The following is a 15,959-nucleotide window of genomic DNA, read 5'->3' as shown; positions in this document are numbered from 1 at the left end:
GCGAGGGTCACGCCTCGCCGTCGATGACATACCCGTCGCGGCCGTTGGCCTTGGCCTGGTACAACGCGGTGTCGGCGCCTTCGACGAAATGGTGTGGTTGCAGCGTGCCGTCGGGTACGCGGGTGAACACGCCGATGGTGAGGGTGACGCCTGCTTCGCTGCCGTCACCGGGCGCCGGCAGTGCGCGCACGCAGGCAATCAGGTCCTCGATGACCTGGCGCGCGCCCTCGGCCGGGGTATCGGGCAGCACCAGTGCGAACTCGTCGCCACCGTAGCGCGCGGCCATGTCGCGAGGGCGTCGCGCATGCGCACCGATCAGGCGTGCAACATCGCGCAGCACGCGGTCGCCGACCTGATGGCCGTGGCGGTCGTTGTGGCGCTTGAAATGGTCAACGTCGATCAGTGCGAGGCTCAAGGACTTGCCACTGCGTCGCGCGGCATCGCATTCCTGTTGCAGCGACTGCTCGAAACGCAGGCGATTGCCGAGACCGGTCAGCGCATCGCGGTTGGCCAGGCGGTGCCAGGCCGAGACGCGCCAGGTCGCCCAGGCCAGCAGCACCAGCAGGATGCCCAGCATTGCGCTGGCCGGTGCCCACCACAGGTCACCGGCGCGCAACAGCAACCAGCTCAGCAGCGGTGGAAGCGGCAGCGAGCACAGCGCCGAGAGCCAGGGCAGGCGCAGGCCGAGCAGGATCACGCACAGTGCCACCAGTACGCCACTGATGGCGTGCTGCCAGAGGCGGGGCAGCAGGTCGATCTGCTTGTGCTGCAGCAGCATCGAAGCGATGTTGGCCTGGTACTCACTGCCGCTCATCCAGAACTCGCGGGTGGTCGGGGTCAGCAGCCGCGGTGCGATGCCGCTGGCGGTCATGCCCACCACGATGCGGCGGCCGTGCAGCATCGCCATGTCCACGTGACCATCCAGCACATCGGCATAGGACACCTGCGGCAGGCGTTCGGGCGGTCCGGCATAACGCACCCGCACGTAGTCGTTGCGCCGCCATTGATAGGGCGAACCGATCTCCGGGTCGGGGTCGGGCAGGCCGTGCACCGCGCCCGCCGGCAGGTCGGCCAGCGCCAGGCCCAGTGCTGGCCAGTGGGCCTGGCCGATGCCGGCACGCAGGTACACGCCGCGCGCGACACCATCGCCATCCACTTCCACATCGGTGTGGCCGATCGCTGCGGCACTGGCCGCGATCTGCGGAATCGGCAGCATTTCCTCGGCCATGCGGTCGCCGGCGGCCGGTGCCGCGAGTACCGGCAGCACCACCCGGCCGTTGCGGCGTATCGCGGCGGCCAGTTCATCGTCCTGGCGGCTGTCGCGACGATCAGGTTCGGACAGCATCAGGTCCAGTGCGACGCGCTCGGCACCGGCATCGGTCAGCCGGTCGAGCAGGCGGGCATGGATCGAGCGGGGCCAGGGCCATTGGCCGATGCGCTGCAGGCTGCCCTCGTCGATGGCCACGATCAGCACGCTGGGGTCGGGGCGGTAGTCCCAGTTGCCGACCATGGCGTCGTAGGCCGCTTCGTCCTGTCGCCACAGCCACTGGCCCTGGCTGGCGATCACCGTCAGCACCCCGGCCAGCAGTGCCAGCAGGATCCGCTTCGGCCACGGCAGCGGCGAGCGCCTCATAACAACAGCAACAGCAGCAGGGCGCCACCACCGGCGCCGTAGCACAGGCGGCAGGGCAGCTTGATCTGCTGGGCCGGTGAGTACTCACCCGCATGACCATCGTCGTCGATGTACTGCACACGCACATGCAGGGTGCCGCTCCACGGCCGCTTGAAGCTGACCTGCGGCTCGCTCACGGTCTGGTCGACCAGGGGCGCCCTGAAGTCGCCACGACGGTCCACCTGCACCCGGTACTGCTGGCCTTCGCTGCCGGCCTGCCAGCGCAGGGTCAGTTCGCCATGCGCGGCCTCAGGCGGCTGCAGGGCAGGGTCCACCGGTTCATTGCTCAGTTGCAGGGGCAGGGCCTGGCCGTAGCGGCCCTGATGGCCGTTGCCGTCGCGCGACGCCACCCGCCAGAAGTACTCTCCGGGCGGCAGCGGCTGCGCCAGGCGCAGGTCGGTACCTGGGGTGCTCTGTTCCTGCAGTGGCTGCACGAAGCTCGGCTCGGCAGCGATCTGCAGCACGCTGCTGCGCGCGCCCGGCGCCTGGCTCCAACGGAAGCGCGGGCGGTCGCTGTTGACGGTCTGCCCATGCAGGGGGGCCACGGTGAGCGGCGGCGGGGGCTGGTCGCTGAGTTCGAAATCGGCGCTGGCGTCGAGGCCTTCCACGCCCTGTGCATCCACCGCGCGCAACAGGATGCGCAGCTGGCCGGGGGGCAGGTCACCGATCGCCAGCCGGGTGTCGGCGGTGGTGGCGGCAAACAGCAGGATTTCCGGCGTCGCTGCCTGTACCACTTCCACGCGGTAGCGCGCGGCGCCGTCGACGGGGTCCCAGGCAAGCAGGGTCGGCAGGGGCGCCAGGCGCACCTCGTCGCTACGCAGCTGCGGCGCTGGAAGAAGGGCGGAGACAGCGTCCGGTGCGGCATCGGCGCTGCTGCTGCGGCTGGCCTGTCCAGGCTGGACCAGGCGCTTGCCGTGGGTGTTGCCAACCTGCACCTTGCCCTGTAGTACTTCGGTGGCAGCCACCTGGCCGGTGTCACCGGCGCTGACCCGGAAGACGGTGCCGCGCACGCTGCTGGTCGCCGTAGGTGCATCGATGATGTAGCGCGAGGCCGGGCCACGGGCAGGTGTCACCCGATTGCTGGCGCGGCCCTGCTGCAGGCGCAGGCGGGTATCGACCATACCGGTGTGGCCGTAGCGGCTGAGCTGGTCCAGGCGCAGCCGGGAGTACTCGCGCAGCTGCAGGCGCGAGGCGTCAGCGAATTCAAGCGTGACGCTGGAGTCGCCTTCGGTCTGCACGGTGTCACCGATGCGAAGTTGTTCCCCGGCGAGTATCGCGCGCGAGGCACTGCCATCGGCGCCTGACAGTTCGACCTTGCCGCGCACCGACAGCACGCGGGCAGGTGCCGGTTCGATGCGCAGCCAGCTGATCGGGAAGCGCAGCAGCTGCCCCGGTGGCAGCTGGTAGGGGTTGTCGATGCGGTTGTGCTGTTGCAGCTGCTGCCAGCGCACCGAGGGCTTGAGGTACAGGCCTCCCAGATCCCACAGGGTATCGCCGGGACGGACCCGGTAGTTCCAGTCCTGGGCGGCGGCCATGGCCGGCAGGAAGAGAAGAGCGCAGAGCAGCGCGCCCTGGAAGCGCATGGCGAACGACAGCGAGCGGACGAAGGTCACAGTTTGCAATCCCGGCAATGCGGGGGCGCAGCTGCAAGACCCCATGGCCCCGACCTCATCCCCCCGAACGGATCGTGGCGACCGTACGGCCGCCATCCCGCGCATTATTGCCCGCGTTCAGTGCAGGGATTCTGAACGAAGTGGGTTCCCGTTCAGAACAGCAGGGAGGCCATCCGGCGGCGGTACTGGCCGACCAGGTCCTCGTCGGAGATCACATTGAAGGCGTCGATCAGGGCCTTGCGCGGCAGTCCGTCCTCGAACGTGCGGTCGATCCGCAGCATTTCCAGGAACTGGGCCAGCGCGGCTTCGTCGTGGCCACCGAGCAGCAGCTGTACGCCACGCAGGTGGCGTGCCTTGAGGTCCTTGCCATCGGCGGCGATGCGCGCGTCCAGCACTTCGGCGGCCGGGGCGTCCTTCAGGGCCGAGGCGAAGGACAGCCGGGCGCGTGCACGCACGGCACGGTCGTCGGTGGCCAGGTTGGCGGGCAGGCCATCGATCAGCAGACCGGCTTCATCCACGCCACCGATCTGCAGCAGGGCCAGCGCCAGGTCGAGCTTCAGCTCGTCCTTGTCCGGCTCGGCGGCGATCTGCGCGCGCAGCACGTCCACCTGCGCCTGCGGGTCCAGCGGCGCTTCGTCTTCGGCGACGGCGTCGCCGATGTCGGCCGGCACGATGCCGTGCTGGGCCAGGAATTCACGCAGCTGGCCTTCCGGGATGGCCCCCGGGAAGCCGTCCACCAGCTGGCCGCCCTTGACCAGGAACACGGTCGGCACCGAGCGGATCTGGAAGGCGGCGGCGATCTGCTGTTCCTTGTCGACGTCGACCTTGGCCAGTTCGAAGGCGCCGTTGTACTCGGCAGCCAGCTTTTCCAGCATCGGCCCGAGGGTCTTGCACGGCCCGCACCAGGTGGCCCAGAAGTCGACCAGCACCGGCGTCTGCAGCGACTTCTGCAGGACTTCGGCCTCGAAGGTCGCAGTGGTGGCGTCGAATACGTAGGTCGTCTCGGTCATGGGGGAAAGCATCGTTTGGCGTCTGGAGACTGATTCTATGGTGACGATCGATGCCGGTCTCAACCCGGGTTGTAGTAAATGCCTGACAATGCCGCCTTCCTGTCGCCGTCCTTTCCGGAGCCTGCATGTCGTCCCTGTCCCCGTTGCTGCGCCTGTCCGGTCTGGTCGCCGCACTGCTGTTCGTGCTGGCGGTGCTCGGTTTCGGCGCCGGCCTGGATGGCTACGCACAGGCTCGCCACCCGGTGGCGCTGCTGGGTGCACAGGGGGTGCCGCATGCGCTGGCCTTCAATCTGCTGGGCTTGGTGCTGCCGGGCCTGCTGGCGGTGGTTGTGGCCGAGTGCCTGCGCCGTGGGCTGCCGGCAACCGCCGGCTGGGCGCCCCGGGTGGGCAGCCAGATGCTGCTGCTGGCCGGGTTGGCGTTCGCCGCGATGGGACTGCTGCCGCTGGATGTGGATGACCTGCACGGGCCGGCCAGCCAGCTGCATGCCAGCGCCTGGATGATCTGGGTGCTGGGTTTCGTTGCCGGGACCCTGTTGCTGGGCACGTCGCAGTTGCGCCAGGCGCATGGCCGCGCGCTGGGCGCAGTGGCGCTCGCCTGTGGCGTACTGGCCGCGCTGGCGGCGTTTGCCCTGCAGGGCGTGTTGGCGGCACCGCTGGCACAACGGCTTGCGTTCGCCTGCTGGACGGCCTGGCTGGCCCTGGCCCTGCCGTTGTCGCGGCCGCGCTGAGACCAGCCTCGGGCGCTCGCGGAGCCGGCCTTCAGCGGGCGGGATTGGAGACGTTTGCCGCACTGCGGTACGCTGTACCGCTTTGCCGCCGCATCCGCGTGTTCCATGACCAGCGCTGAAACCAACGCCTACGACCCGCAGCAGGTTGAATCCGCCGCCCAGCAGTACTGGGACGCCACCCGTGCCTTCGAAGTCGACGAGACTTCGGACAAGCCGAAGTACTACTGCCTGTCGATGCTTCCGTACCCGTCCGGTGCGCTGCACATGGGCCACGTGCGCAATTACACGATCGGCGACGTGATCAGCCGCTACAAGCGCATGACCGGCCACAACGTGCTGCAGCCGATGGGCTGGGACGCGTTCGGCCTGCCGGCGGAAAACGCCGCGATCAAGAACAAGACCGCACCGGCGGCCTGGACCTACAAGAACATCGAGCACATGCGTGGCCAGTTCAAGGCCATGGGCTATGCCGTTGACTGGTCGCGCGAGTTCGCCACCTGCCGCCCGGACTACTACGTCCACGAGCAGCGCATGTTCACCCGCCTGATGCGCAAGGGCCTGGCCTACCGCCGCAATGCGGTGGTGAACTGGGACCCGGTCGACCAGACCGTGCTGGCCAACGAGCAGGTGATTGACGGCCGCGGCTGGCGCTCCGGCGCCCTGGTCGAGAAGCGCGAGATCCCGCAGTGGTTCCTGCGCATCACCGATTACGCCCAGGAACTGCTGGACGGCCTGGACGAGCTGGACGGCTGGCCGGATTCGGTCAAGACCATGCAGCGCAACTGGATCGGCCGCTCCGAGGGCCTGGAAATCCAGTTCGACGTACGTGACGTTGACGGCGGCGTGCTGGATCCGCTGCGCGTGTTCACCACCCGTCCGGATACCGTGATGGGCGTGACCTTCGTGTCGATCGCCGCCGAACATCCGCTGGCGCTGCATGCGGCGAAGAACAACCCGGAACTGGCCGCGATGCTGGCCGACCTGAAGCAGGGTGGCGTGTCCGAGGCGGAACTGGAAACCCAGGAAAAGCGCGGCATGGACACCGGCCTGCGTGCGCTGCATCCGGTCACCGGCGAGCCGGTGCCGGTGTGGGTCGCCAACTTCGTGCTGATGGGCTACGGCACCGGCGCGGTGATGGCTGTGCCGGGTCATGACCAGCGCGACAACGAAGTGGCCAACAAGTACGGCCTGCCGATCAAGCAGGTGATCGCGCTGAAGGATGCGCGCACCGAAGAAGAGCGCACCTGGGATGGCAGCCGCTGGCAGGACTGGTACAGCGACAAGAGCCGTGCCTTCGAGCTGGTCAACTCGGCCGAGTTCGATGGCCTGGATTTCCAGGGTGCCTTCGAAGCCCTGGCCGAACGATTCGAGCGCAAGGCCCAGGGCCAGCGCCGCGTTAACTACCGCCTGCGCGACTGGGGCGTGAGCCGCCAGCGCTACTGGGGCTGCCCGATTCCGGTGATCTACTGCGCCAAGTGCGGTGCGGTGCCGGTGCCGGAAGAACAGCTGCCGGTGGTGCTGCCGGAGGACGTGGCATTCTCGGGTACCGGTTCGCCGATCAAGACCGATCCGGAATGGCGCAAGACCACCTGCCCGGAATGTGGCGGTGCGGCCGAGCGCGAGACCGACACCTTCGACACTTTCATGGAGTCGAGCTGGTACTACGCCCGCTACACCTCGCCGGGTGCCCGTGATGCTGTCGACAAGCGCGGCAACTACTGGCTGCCGGTCGACCAGTACATCGGTGGCATCGAGCACGCGATCCTGCACCTGATGTATTTCCGCTTCTATCACAAGCTGCTGCGCGACGCGCGGATGGTGGACAGCAACGAACCGGCGCGCAACCTGCTGTGCCAGGGCATGGTGATTGCCGAGACCTACTACCGCCCGAACCCGGATGGCTCGAAGGACTGGATCAACCCGGCCGATGTGGAAGTGCAGCGCGACGAGCGCGGCCGCATCACCGGCGCGACCCTGATCGCCGACGGCCAGCCGGTGGTGGTCGGTGGCACCGAGAAGATGTCCAAGTCGAAGAACAACGGCGTGGACCCGCAGGCGATGGTCGACAAGTACGGCGCCGACACCGTGCGCCTGTTCTCGATGTTCGCCGCGCCGCCGGAACAGTCGCTGGAGTGGAACGAAGCCGGTGTGGATGGCATGGCCCGCTTCCTGCGCCGCCTGTGGGCCCAGGTGCAGAAGCATGCTGCCGATGGCGCCGCTCCGGCGCTGGATGTTGCAGCACTGGATGCCAACCAGAAGGCACTGCGCCGCAAGACCCACGAGACCATCGGCAAGGTCGGTGACGACTATGGCCGCCGCCACAGCTTCAACACCGCCATTGCCGCGGTGATGGAACTGATGAACGCGCTGGCCAAGTTCGAGGACGGCAGTGCGCAGGGGCGCGCGGTGCGCCAGGAAGCGCTGCAGGCCATCGTGCTGCTGCTCAACCCGATCACCCCGCACGCCAGCCATGCCCTGTGGCAGGTGCTGGGCCATGGCGAGACCCTGCTGGAAGACCAGCCGTTCCCGCAGGCCGATGCCGGTGCGCTGGTGCGCGACGCGCTGACCCTGGCCGTGCAGGTCAACGGCAAGCTGCGTGGCACCATCGACGTGGCGGCCGACGCCGCGCGCGAGCAGGTCGAGGCACTGGCCCTGGCCGAGCCCAACGCGGCCAAGTTCATGGAAGGCCTGACGGTGCGCAAGATCATCATCGTGCCGGGCAAGATCGTGAACATCGTCGCCGCCTGATGTACCCCGTACCGGCCACCCGCGTGGTGGCCGGTACCATTCCGGTGCAGGGCCCGGCGTTTGATGGCCCTGCATTCACGCGGCTTCGGGCACGCTGTGTGTTGCCGTGATCGCCCGGCTCCGCCAGACTGTCTCCATGACCCGAATCCTGCTTGCCCTCGTTCTTGTCCTCGGCCTTGCCGGCTGCGGTTTCCATCTGCGCAACAAGCTGATGCTGCCGACCGACACGGCACCGGTGAAGGTGGTTTCCACTGCGCCGTACAGCGAACTGGTCAAGCTGCTCAACCGCAGCCTGCTGGCCTCCGGCGCCAGGCTGGCCGATGAGGACAGCAAGGAGCCCAGCGCCCAGCTGCAGGTACTGTCCGAGCGCTGGGGCGACCTGCCGATCGCCATCGACTCGCAGGGCCGTGCGCAGGAATACAGCCTGCGCTACGCGGTGATCTTCATCTTCCGTCGCGAAGACGGCAGCGAACTGGTGCCGCAGCAGGTGATCGAGCTGTCGCGCGACTACGTGTCGCCGCCGACCGACGCCACCGGTACCACCACCGAACGTGAAATCCTGGCCAATGAACTGCGCCGGGAAATGTCCGCCTCGATCATCCGCCGCATCGACAGCGTGGTGCGTGCCGAGATCGAGAAGGGCGGCAGCCTGTCGGCGCCGAAGGACAAGCCGATCGAAGGCGCGGTACCGGCCGAGCCGGTCCCCGCAGCCAAGCACTGAGCCGCGCGCATGGAACTGCGTCCGGAGCAGCTGGCCAGCCAGGGCGCTGATACCGCGCTGGCGCCGGTCTACCTGATTGCCGGCCCGGAAACCCTGCGCGTGCTGGAGGCGGCCGACGCCATCCGCGCACGTGCGCGCGCCTCGGGCATTGGCGAACGTGAAGTGTTCGACGCCGATGGGCGTGATTTCGACTGGAACCAGCTCGACGCCAGTTTCAATGCCCCCAGCCTGTTCAGCGCCCGTCGCCTGGTCGAGGTGCGCCTGCCCAGCGGCAAGCCGGGCAAGGACGGTGCCGAGGTGATCAGCCAGTTCTGCGCCAATCCGGCGCCGGACGTGGTGTTGATGATCACCGCCAACGAATGGAGCAAGGCGCACCAGGGCAAGTGGGCCGAAGCGGTCAACCGCATCGGCGTGCTGTCGGTGGCGTGGGCGATCAAGCCGCATGAACTGCCGGACTGGATCGAGCGCCGCCTGCGTGGCAAGGGCCTGCGCGCGGACCCGGCCGCCGTGCAGCGTCTGGCCGAGCGGGTGGAAGGCAACCTGCTGGCTGCCGCCCAGGAAATCGACAAGCTGGCGCTGTTGGCCGATGGCCAGCCGCTGGATGTGGAGCGCATGGAGTCGCTGGTGGCCGACGCCGCCCGCTATGACGTGTTCCGGCTGGTGGAGGCGACATTCTCCGGGCAACCGCCGGCGGTGCTGCGCATGCTGGCCGGCCTGCGAGGCGAGGGTGAGGCGGTGGCTGCGTTGATGCCGATGGTGATCCGCGAGCTGCTGGCCGGTGCTGGCCTGGCCCGGGTGCAGGCCCGGGGTGGCAACCTGGCCGCCGAAATGAAATCGCGCGGCATCTGGGAATCGCGGCAGGCGCCGTACAAGCGCGCGCTGCAGCGGCATCCGGAAAGCAAGCGCTGGGAGCGCTTCGTGGCTGAAGCGGGACTGGTCGACCGTATCGCCAAGGGGCGCGCCGACGGCGATGCCTGGCTGGCGCTGGAGCGCCTGCTGGTGGCTGTGGCCGAACCGCGTGCCGTGCGCCTGCTGGCGCGGGCCTGAGCAATGAGCCTGCGGATCTACTACGGGGGCACCTTCGATCCGGTGCACCTCGGGCACCTGGCGATCGCGCGGGCTGCCCGTGATGAACTGCAGGTTGCCGTGCGCATGCTGCCGGCCGCCGATCCGCCGCACCGTGCCGTGCCCGGCGCCACGGCCGAGCAGCGCTGCACCATGCTGTCGCTGGCCATCGGCGACGAACCGGGCCTGCTGCTGGACCGGCGCGAGCTGGATCGCGCGGCACGTTTCCCCGGTCGGCCGTCCTACACCGTGGACACCCTGCGCGAGCTGCGCGGCGAGCTGGGGCCGAGCCGGCCGCTGGCCTGGCTGGTCGGCGCCGACAGCCTGCTTGGCCTGTCCAGCTGGCACGAATGGGAGGCGCTGTTCGGGCTGGCTCATTTCGTGGTGGCGGAGCGCCCGGGTAGTCCGTTGCAGGCCGCGGTGGATGGCGAGCTGGGCCGGGCGCTGGAAGGGCGTTGGGCCGACACCGAGCAGGCCCTGTTCGCCAGCCCGGCCGGGCGCATCCTGCGCCTGCACCACCCGCTGCGCGAGGAATCGGCCAGCGCCGTGCGCTCGCAGATCGCCGCCGGCGGCCCCTGGCGCGCCCTGCTGCCACCCGGCGTGGCGGACTATGTGGCTGCACACGGGCTGTACCGCCCGGGCAGGCCGTGAATGGCGCAGCGGCGCCATCCCCGTATAATCGCCCCCACGTTTATCGAGTCGATCCACTTTGAGCAACCAGACCCAGCCCCAGACCATCAAGGTCGATCTGCCCAGCCCGCCGCCGTCCGTGCCGGAACTGCTGGCCAGCGTCCGCCAAGCCACCGAAGACCTGAAGGCCAAGGACCTGGTCGAGATCGACGTGCGCGGCCGGTCCAGCGTTGCCGACTACATGATCGTCGTTTCGGGCACCTCGACCCGCCACGTCAAGTCGATTGCCGACGAAGTCGTGCGCTTCGCCAAGAACATCGACGTGATGCCGCTGGGCGTGGAAGGCGAGCGCGAAGCCGAGTGGGTGCTGGTCGACCTGGGCGACGTGATCGTCCATGTGATGCTGCCGCGCGTGCGTGAGTTCTACGCTCTCGAGCGCCTGTGGACCGTCGGCGACCAGCCGCCGTCCAGCGACGACGAAGTGGCCTGAGCCACGCGTTGATGCATCCCTTCGACGGCGCCGATGGCGCCGTCGACGTTTTGGAGGACCGTTGATGAAAGCCCGCCTGATCGCCACCGGTGAACGCGCCCCCAGCTGGGTGGCGCAGGGCTTCGCCGAGTACCAGAAGCGGCTGTCGCACTGGCTGCCGTTCGAGCTGGTGGAAATCGAGCCCGGCCTGCGTGGCAAGGGGCGCGATCCGCGTCGCGCCACCGAAGATGAAGGCAAGCGGGTCATCGCTGCGCTGCCGAAGAATGCCTATGTAGTGGCGCTGGATGTGCCAGGGCGACAGCTGAGTTCCGAACAGCTGGCACAGCGCCTGGAACACTGGCGCGGGCAGGGAAGGGACCTGGCGTTCCTGATCGGTGGCCCGGAAGGGCATTCGCCGGAGGTGTCCGCGCTGGCCGATGAGAAGTGGTCGATCGGCCCGCTGACGCTGCCGCACATGCTGGTGCGCCTGGTGGTGGCCGAGCAGCTGTATCGGGCTGCCGCAATGATTGCCAATCACCCCTACCATCGCGCGTGAAGAGTTGTTATACTAGTCGTCTGCCCGAATAGCTCAGCCGGTTAGAGCACTTGACTGTTAATCAGGGGGTCGTTGGTTCGAGTCCAACTTCGGGCGCCACCTTGAAAAACCTGCATCGCGAGATGCAGGTTTTTTTTTGCGTCTTTGTAGGGGCGAGCTTGCGCGACTGCTGTTGTGGAGCCGAGCCATGCTCGGCTGCTGCGGATGAACCCAGCCGAGCCTGGGCTCGGGTCTACAGCCCGAGATTGCCTCGCCAGAACGCCACCAGCGTAGCAACCGCCACAACCAGGATCGCAGCGAACAGTACCCCTTCCCAACGCGTAAATACCTGTTCGCCGCGTTGGTGCCGGGTCAATGCGAACAACACCACGCCGGGCACGTACAGCAGTACCGACAGCAGCAGGTTGTCCAGGCCGCCGGCATACACCAGCCACAGCGCATAGGCGCTGGCCAGCAGTGCGACCACGAAATCGCGCCAGCGCACGCCTGGTTCATCGGCATAGGCCTGCCCACGCCAGGCCAGCTGTACGCCGAATGCCGTGGACAGGAAGTAGGGCACCAGGCTCATCGACGCGGCCAGCAGCACCAGCCCGGTATAGCTGCCGGAATTGACCAGCACCAGCAGCAGGAACAACTGGATCAGCCCGTTGCTCAACCACAGTGCATTGGCCGGCACCCCGCGCGCGTTCTCACGCCCCAGGAAGGCCGGCATGGTGCCGTCACCTGCGGCGGCATAGAGCACTTCGGCACACAGCAGCACCCAGGCCAGCAATGCACCGAGAACGGAGATGATCGAACCGATGATGATCACCGTCGCGCCCCATTCGCCGACAATGGCACGCAGCACATAGGCCATCGACGGATTGGGCAGTCCGGCCAGTTCCGCCTGCGACAGCACGCCCATCGACAACAGGCTGACCAGCACCAGCAGCAGCCACACGCCGAGGAAGCCGATCACCGTGGCGCGACCCACGTCGGCACGGCGTGCGGCGCGCCGCGAGTAGATGCTGGCGCCCTCGATGCCAATGAACACCCACACGGTCACCAGCATCATGCCGCGCAGCTGCTGGCCGAGGTCGCCGAGTGCAGGCGCGCCGAGGAAATCGGCGCGGAACACGTCCATGCGGAACGCGCCGGCGGCCAGGACCAGGAACAGGGCGATCGGCAGCAGCTTGGCCACGGTCACCAGGCCGTTGACGATGGCGGCAGTGCGCAGGCCACGCAGCACCAACAGGTGCACGGTCCACAACAGCAATGACGATGCGGCCACGGCGGCCGGGGTATTGCCTTCGCCGAACACGGGCATGAAGTGGCCCAGGCCACTGAAGATCAGCACGAAGAAGCTGGCGTTGCCGAGCACCGAGGCAACCCAGTAGCCCCACGCAGCGGAGAAGCCGATGTAGTTGCCGAAGCCTTCGCGTGCGTATGCGTAGATGCCGGTATCGAGATCAGGCCGGCGGTTGGCCAGGGCCTGGAATACGAAGGCCAGCATCAGCATGCCCGCGCCGCTCAGGGCCCAGCCGATCAGCGCGGCGGCAGGCCCGGCGCTGCGCGCCACGTTCTGCGGCAATGAAAAGATGCCGGCGCCGACCATCGAGCCGACCACCAGTGCAGTCAACGCGGGCAGGCCCAGGCGTTGCGAAGTTGCGGCCATGCAGATCCCCTGCGGCGGTGATGCCGCGTGCACACGGTAGCCATGTGCCCGTGAACATGCCTGCAAGGGGCGGAACGACGAAGGCCCGGGCAGCTGCCCGGGCCTTCGAAGTTGCTGCGTTGAAAGGTGTTGCCTGTATTACTTGAAGGTGTACTTGGCACCGACGGTGAAGTAGCGACCGATGGCACCACTGAAGTGCATCGGGTTGTAGTTCACGCCGCCATAGGTCAGCGGATCCAGCGGAGCAATGCGGTCGAAGACGTTCTCGACCGAAGCATTCAGCTCGAACGCTTCGGTGATTGCCCAGCGGCCGGAAAGGTCGAAGGTGGTGAACGAAGAGATCTTCTTCACCGGCGAGCCGTCGGCATAGAAGAACTGGTACTTGCCGCCGCGCTTGTCGGTGTTTTCCATGCTGGAGATGTAGTTGGCCACGCCGCTGACACTCCACGGGCCCTGCTTCCAGGTGGTACCGAAGTTGATGCGGTCCTTCGGCGTGCCGATGCAGTTGGTCACGTCGCAGTTGCCGTGCGTGCCCAGGAAGTCATCGGTGCTGGTACCGCTGGTGCGCTCGAACTTCAGCAGGTGGCTCCACTGCAGATCCATCTCCAGCTGGCCCGGGCCGATATCGAAGGTCTGGCGGATGTCGGTGTCGATACCGCGAACGCGCGAGGAACTGGCGTTGATGTAGGCGGTGTTGACGGCCAGGATGCTGCCGGTACCGGCGACGCCGTTGAGCAGGTTGTTGTCGCGCAGGACGTTGCCAGCCCGGATCGCGTCATCGGTATCGCCCTGGGCGATCTCGTTGGTGCGCTTGATCTCCCACGCATCGACGGTCAGCGAGGTGGAGCGGGTAGGCTGCAGCACGATACCCACCGAGTAGCTCTTCGACTCTTCCGGCTTCAGGTCCTTGTTCGGACGGGTGATGATCGCAACCGACTGCGAGCCGCAGTCGTCCGGCGAAGCGCCCGGGGCAGGGTTTTCACCGTCCGGGCAACGGATCGGATCCGAGGCCGTGGAGAACGCGGCCAGGCCACCGTCGCCGTTCTCGGCCGGGTTCGGTGCACGGAAGCCTTCGGCGTAGCTGGCGCGCAGGGCGATCCAGTCGGCCGGCGTCCACTTCACACCCAGCTTCGGCGTGGCCTTGCCTTCACCACTTTCATACTTGTCGTAGCGCAGGGCAGCGGACAGTTCCAATTGCTCCAACACCGGTGCCGACAGTTCGACGTAACCGGCGTACACGTTCTGGGTGCCGTCGTAGGCCGAGTAGCCCAGGCCGATGATGTCACCCGTGTCGGTGTAGGTCTGCGGGGTCAGGCTGTTGCTGGTCTTGCGCCACTCGGTACCGATCGCCAGGCCCAGCGGGCCACCCTTCAGGTCCATCAGGCTGCGCGACACGGTGAAGTCGAACATATCCAGGCTGGACTTGGCACGTGCGCTGATCTTCGGCGAGATGTAGTCATACAGCGCCTGGGAGTTCAGGTTGGCATTGTCGCCAATGCGCCATACGCCACCGGCACAGTTCGCGTCACCCAGTGCACATTTCACGGCGCTGTAGCGCAGGAAGCCGGTGCGCTCGTTGACCAGGTCGGTGCCCGAGTGCAGGTAGGCGGTGTCGTAGCTCCAATCACCCCAGTTGCCCTTGACGCCGACCAGGAAACGATTGAACTCGTTGGTGTTGTCGGTCACGCGGGGGCCGACGTCCCAAGCGCTATAGCGCAGGCGCAACGGGCCAGTACCGAGGCCGGCAGGCCGGTCAGGATGGTTGGGACCAAGCACCACGGCGCCCGGACCGCTGTTGCCGTTGACCGGGCCGCCGGGATAACCCCAGCCGCCGGACGCGGCGGACGGCGTGTTGCTGAAGGTGGTTTCCTTCTTCGAGTAGCCGATCTCGGTGTAGATTTCGCCACCTTCACCGAACGCGAAGCTGGCGCGGCCGAACACGTTGACGTACTTCTCTTCCGGCGAGATATCGCGATACAGCTGTGCCGGATCCCACAGGCAGCCCTGCGCGGCGACAGAGGCGTCGGTCTGGCCACCGATGGTGGTCAAGCCCTGGCAGCCCGGCAGCGGTACGAGGGTGGCCGGATTCGTGTCGGTGACATTGCGGTCGTCGTACACCGAGCCATTGGGACCAACGCCGCCGCGGGTCTTGCCGCTGAGGAAGGCGCCGCCCAGGAACTGGGCATTGTTGCCATAGCCCCACTGGCGGGTGTCGCCGGTGCCGATCCACTTGCGGTTCTTGCGGTCGCTGATCTTGATCGCGTCGCTCTTGCCGACGTCAAGGCTGAAGAAAGCGTTCCAGCCGTCGGTGGCCATGTCGCCGGTACCGGCGGTCAGGGTCGCCTTCTTGGTATCGCCATCGCTGTCGCCGGACAGGCCGTAGGAGCCGCGAAGGATCGCGCCCTGGAAGTCGCTGCGCAGGATGATGTTGACCACGCCGGCGATGGCGTCGGAACCATAGATCGCCGACGCGCCATCCTTCAGCACTTCCACACGTTCAACGGCGTCGAGCGGGATGGTGCTCAGGTCGGTGAAGACCTTCTGGCCGTCATCGGCCAGGCCGTAGGTGGCCATGCGGCGGCCATTCAACAGCACAAGGGTCGAACCCGCGCCCAGGCCACGCAGCGAAATGCCGGCGCCACCACCGGCGAAGCCGTTGCCGAACGATTTGGGAATCGAGCCGGCGCCATTGGCGGTGATGGTCTGCAGGTACTCGGCAACCGTGGTCTTGCCCGTACGGTCGATTTCCTGGCGGGTCACCACCTGCACCGGGGACGGTGTTTCAGTGTTGGTGCGCGGGATGTTCGAACCGGTGACCGTGATTCGGTCCAGGTTGGTGGCCTTTTCCTGCGCGAAAGCGGAGGTGGAAGCCACGGCGCCAACCAGCAGCAGCGTGCCGCCGGTAAGGATATGGGTGATGGACGATGCCAGGGTGGTGCGGCGGCGGCTGGCGGGCCGTTGGATCAGGTGTTTCACAGCTTCTCTCCTAACTGGAAAACCGTAGCGTTGAGGGCTGTCTCCGGAAGATTCCGGGACGGACCAATCTAGGTTTCCGACAGGTGACGAAGTCGTGAATTTTTGCTTAATCAATAA

General features: G+C 67.2%; 12 protein-coding genes and 1 tRNA gene. 8 read left to right on the top strand and 5 right to left on the bottom strand.

Features of this window, described 5'->3' with window-relative positions; translation table 11 throughout:
- Positions 1-7 precede the first annotated feature (7 nt).
- The 3 genes from ACZK2R_RS16615 to trxA all read right to left on the bottom strand — a co-directional run bounded on the left by ACZK2R_RS16615 (position 8) and on the right by trxA (position 4,295).
- Entirely contained in the window at positions 8-1,633 is a 1,626-nt protein-coding gene (locus ACZK2R_RS16615) for a CHASE2 domain-containing protein (protein ID WP_180836605.1), read from the bottom strand.
- Positions 1,630-3,330, bottom strand: coding sequence for a FecR family protein (locus tag ACZK2R_RS16610; RefSeq protein WP_049421053.1), 1,701 nt, complete (start codon positions 3,328-3,330; stop codon positions 1,630-1,632). Before ACZK2R_RS16610 ends, ACZK2R_RS16615 begins: the two co-directional genes overlap by 4 nt.
- 107 nt (positions 3,331-3,437) lie before the next feature.
- Positions 3,438-4,295: a thioredoxin gene (gene trxA, locus ACZK2R_RS16605; protein ID WP_164080895.1), complete on the bottom strand. Its 858-nt coding sequence runs from the start codon at positions 4,293-4,295 to the stop codon at positions 3,438-3,440.
- Positions 4,296-4,420: 125 nt separating this feature from the next.
- Here trxA and ACZK2R_RS16600 point away from each other — a divergent pair, with 125 nt between their 5' ends.
- The 8 genes from ACZK2R_RS16600 to ACZK2R_RS16565 all read left to right on the top strand — a co-directional run bounded on the left by ACZK2R_RS16600 (position 4,421) and on the right by ACZK2R_RS16565 (position 11,311).
- Positions 4,421-5,023, top strand: coding sequence for a DUF998 domain-containing protein (locus ACZK2R_RS16600; RefSeq protein WP_164080896.1), 603 nt, complete (start codon positions 4,421-4,423; stop codon positions 5,021-5,023).
- Positions 5,024-5,128: 105 nt separating this feature from the next.
- On the top strand, positions 5,129-7,771 hold the full coding sequence (leuS, locus tag ACZK2R_RS16595) for a leucine--tRNA ligase (RefSeq protein ID WP_121504589.1): 2,643 nt from the start codon (positions 5,129-5,131) through the stop codon (positions 7,769-7,771).
- A gap of 136 nt (positions 7,772-7,907) precedes the next feature.
- Complete coding sequence (locus ACZK2R_RS16590; RefSeq protein ID WP_032128984.1) at positions 7,908-8,492, top strand: LPS-assembly lipoprotein LptE; 585 nt, start codon at positions 7,908-7,910, stop codon at positions 8,490-8,492.
- A 9-nt stretch (positions 8,493-8,501) separates the two neighbouring features.
- Positions 8,502-9,539 carry a DNA polymerase III subunit delta gene (holA, locus tag ACZK2R_RS16585; protein WP_032128985.1) on the top strand — a complete coding sequence of 346 codons (1,038 nt, stop codon included), beginning with the start codon at positions 8,502-8,504 and terminating at the stop codon, positions 9,537-9,539.
- Between the two features lie 3 nt (positions 9,540-9,542).
- The gene (nadD, locus tag ACZK2R_RS16580; protein ID WP_180836606.1) at positions 9,543-10,208 is read left to right on the top strand and encodes a nicotinate-nucleotide adenylyltransferase; all 666 of its coding nucleotides are present in this window, start codon (positions 9,543-9,545) and stop codon (positions 10,206-10,208) included.
- Between the two features lie 58 nt (positions 10,209-10,266).
- A complete protein-coding gene (rsfS, locus tag ACZK2R_RS16575; protein WP_005418109.1) occupies positions 10,267-10,677 on the top strand; it encodes a ribosome silencing factor in 411 nt (136 codons plus the stop codon).
- A 64-nt stretch (positions 10,678-10,741) separates the two neighbouring features.
- A complete protein-coding gene (rlmH, locus tag ACZK2R_RS16570) occupies positions 10,742-11,212 on the top strand; it encodes a 23S rRNA (pseudouridine(1915)-N(3))-methyltransferase RlmH (protein ID WP_005418108.1) in 471 nt (156 codons plus the stop codon).
- Between the two features lie 22 nt (positions 11,213-11,234).
- Positions 11,235-11,311, top strand: a tRNA-Asn gene (locus ACZK2R_RS16565).
- Positions 11,312-11,444: 133 nt separating this feature from the next.
- Here ACZK2R_RS16565 and ACZK2R_RS16560 read toward each other — a convergent pair.
- Together ACZK2R_RS16560 and ACZK2R_RS16555 are read right to left on the bottom strand one after the other, a co-directional pair.
- Positions 11,445-12,866, bottom strand: coding sequence for a basic amino acid/polyamine antiporter (locus tag ACZK2R_RS16560; RefSeq protein ID WP_180836607.1), 1,422 nt, complete (start codon positions 12,864-12,866; stop codon positions 11,445-11,447).
- A 138-nt stretch (positions 12,867-13,004) separates the two neighbouring features.
- Positions 13,005-15,842 carry a TonB-dependent receptor gene (locus tag ACZK2R_RS16555; RefSeq protein WP_019338628.1) on the bottom strand — a complete coding sequence of 946 codons (2,838 nt, stop codon included), beginning with the start codon at positions 15,840-15,842 and terminating at the stop codon, positions 13,005-13,007.
- Positions 15,843-15,959 lie beyond the last annotated feature (117 nt).

It is taken from the genome of Stenotrophomonas sp. 96582_Sma (assembly GCF_056480905.1).
Note: the sequence above shows the minus strand (reverse complement) of the source record. Positions and strands in the feature narration are given on the sequence as shown.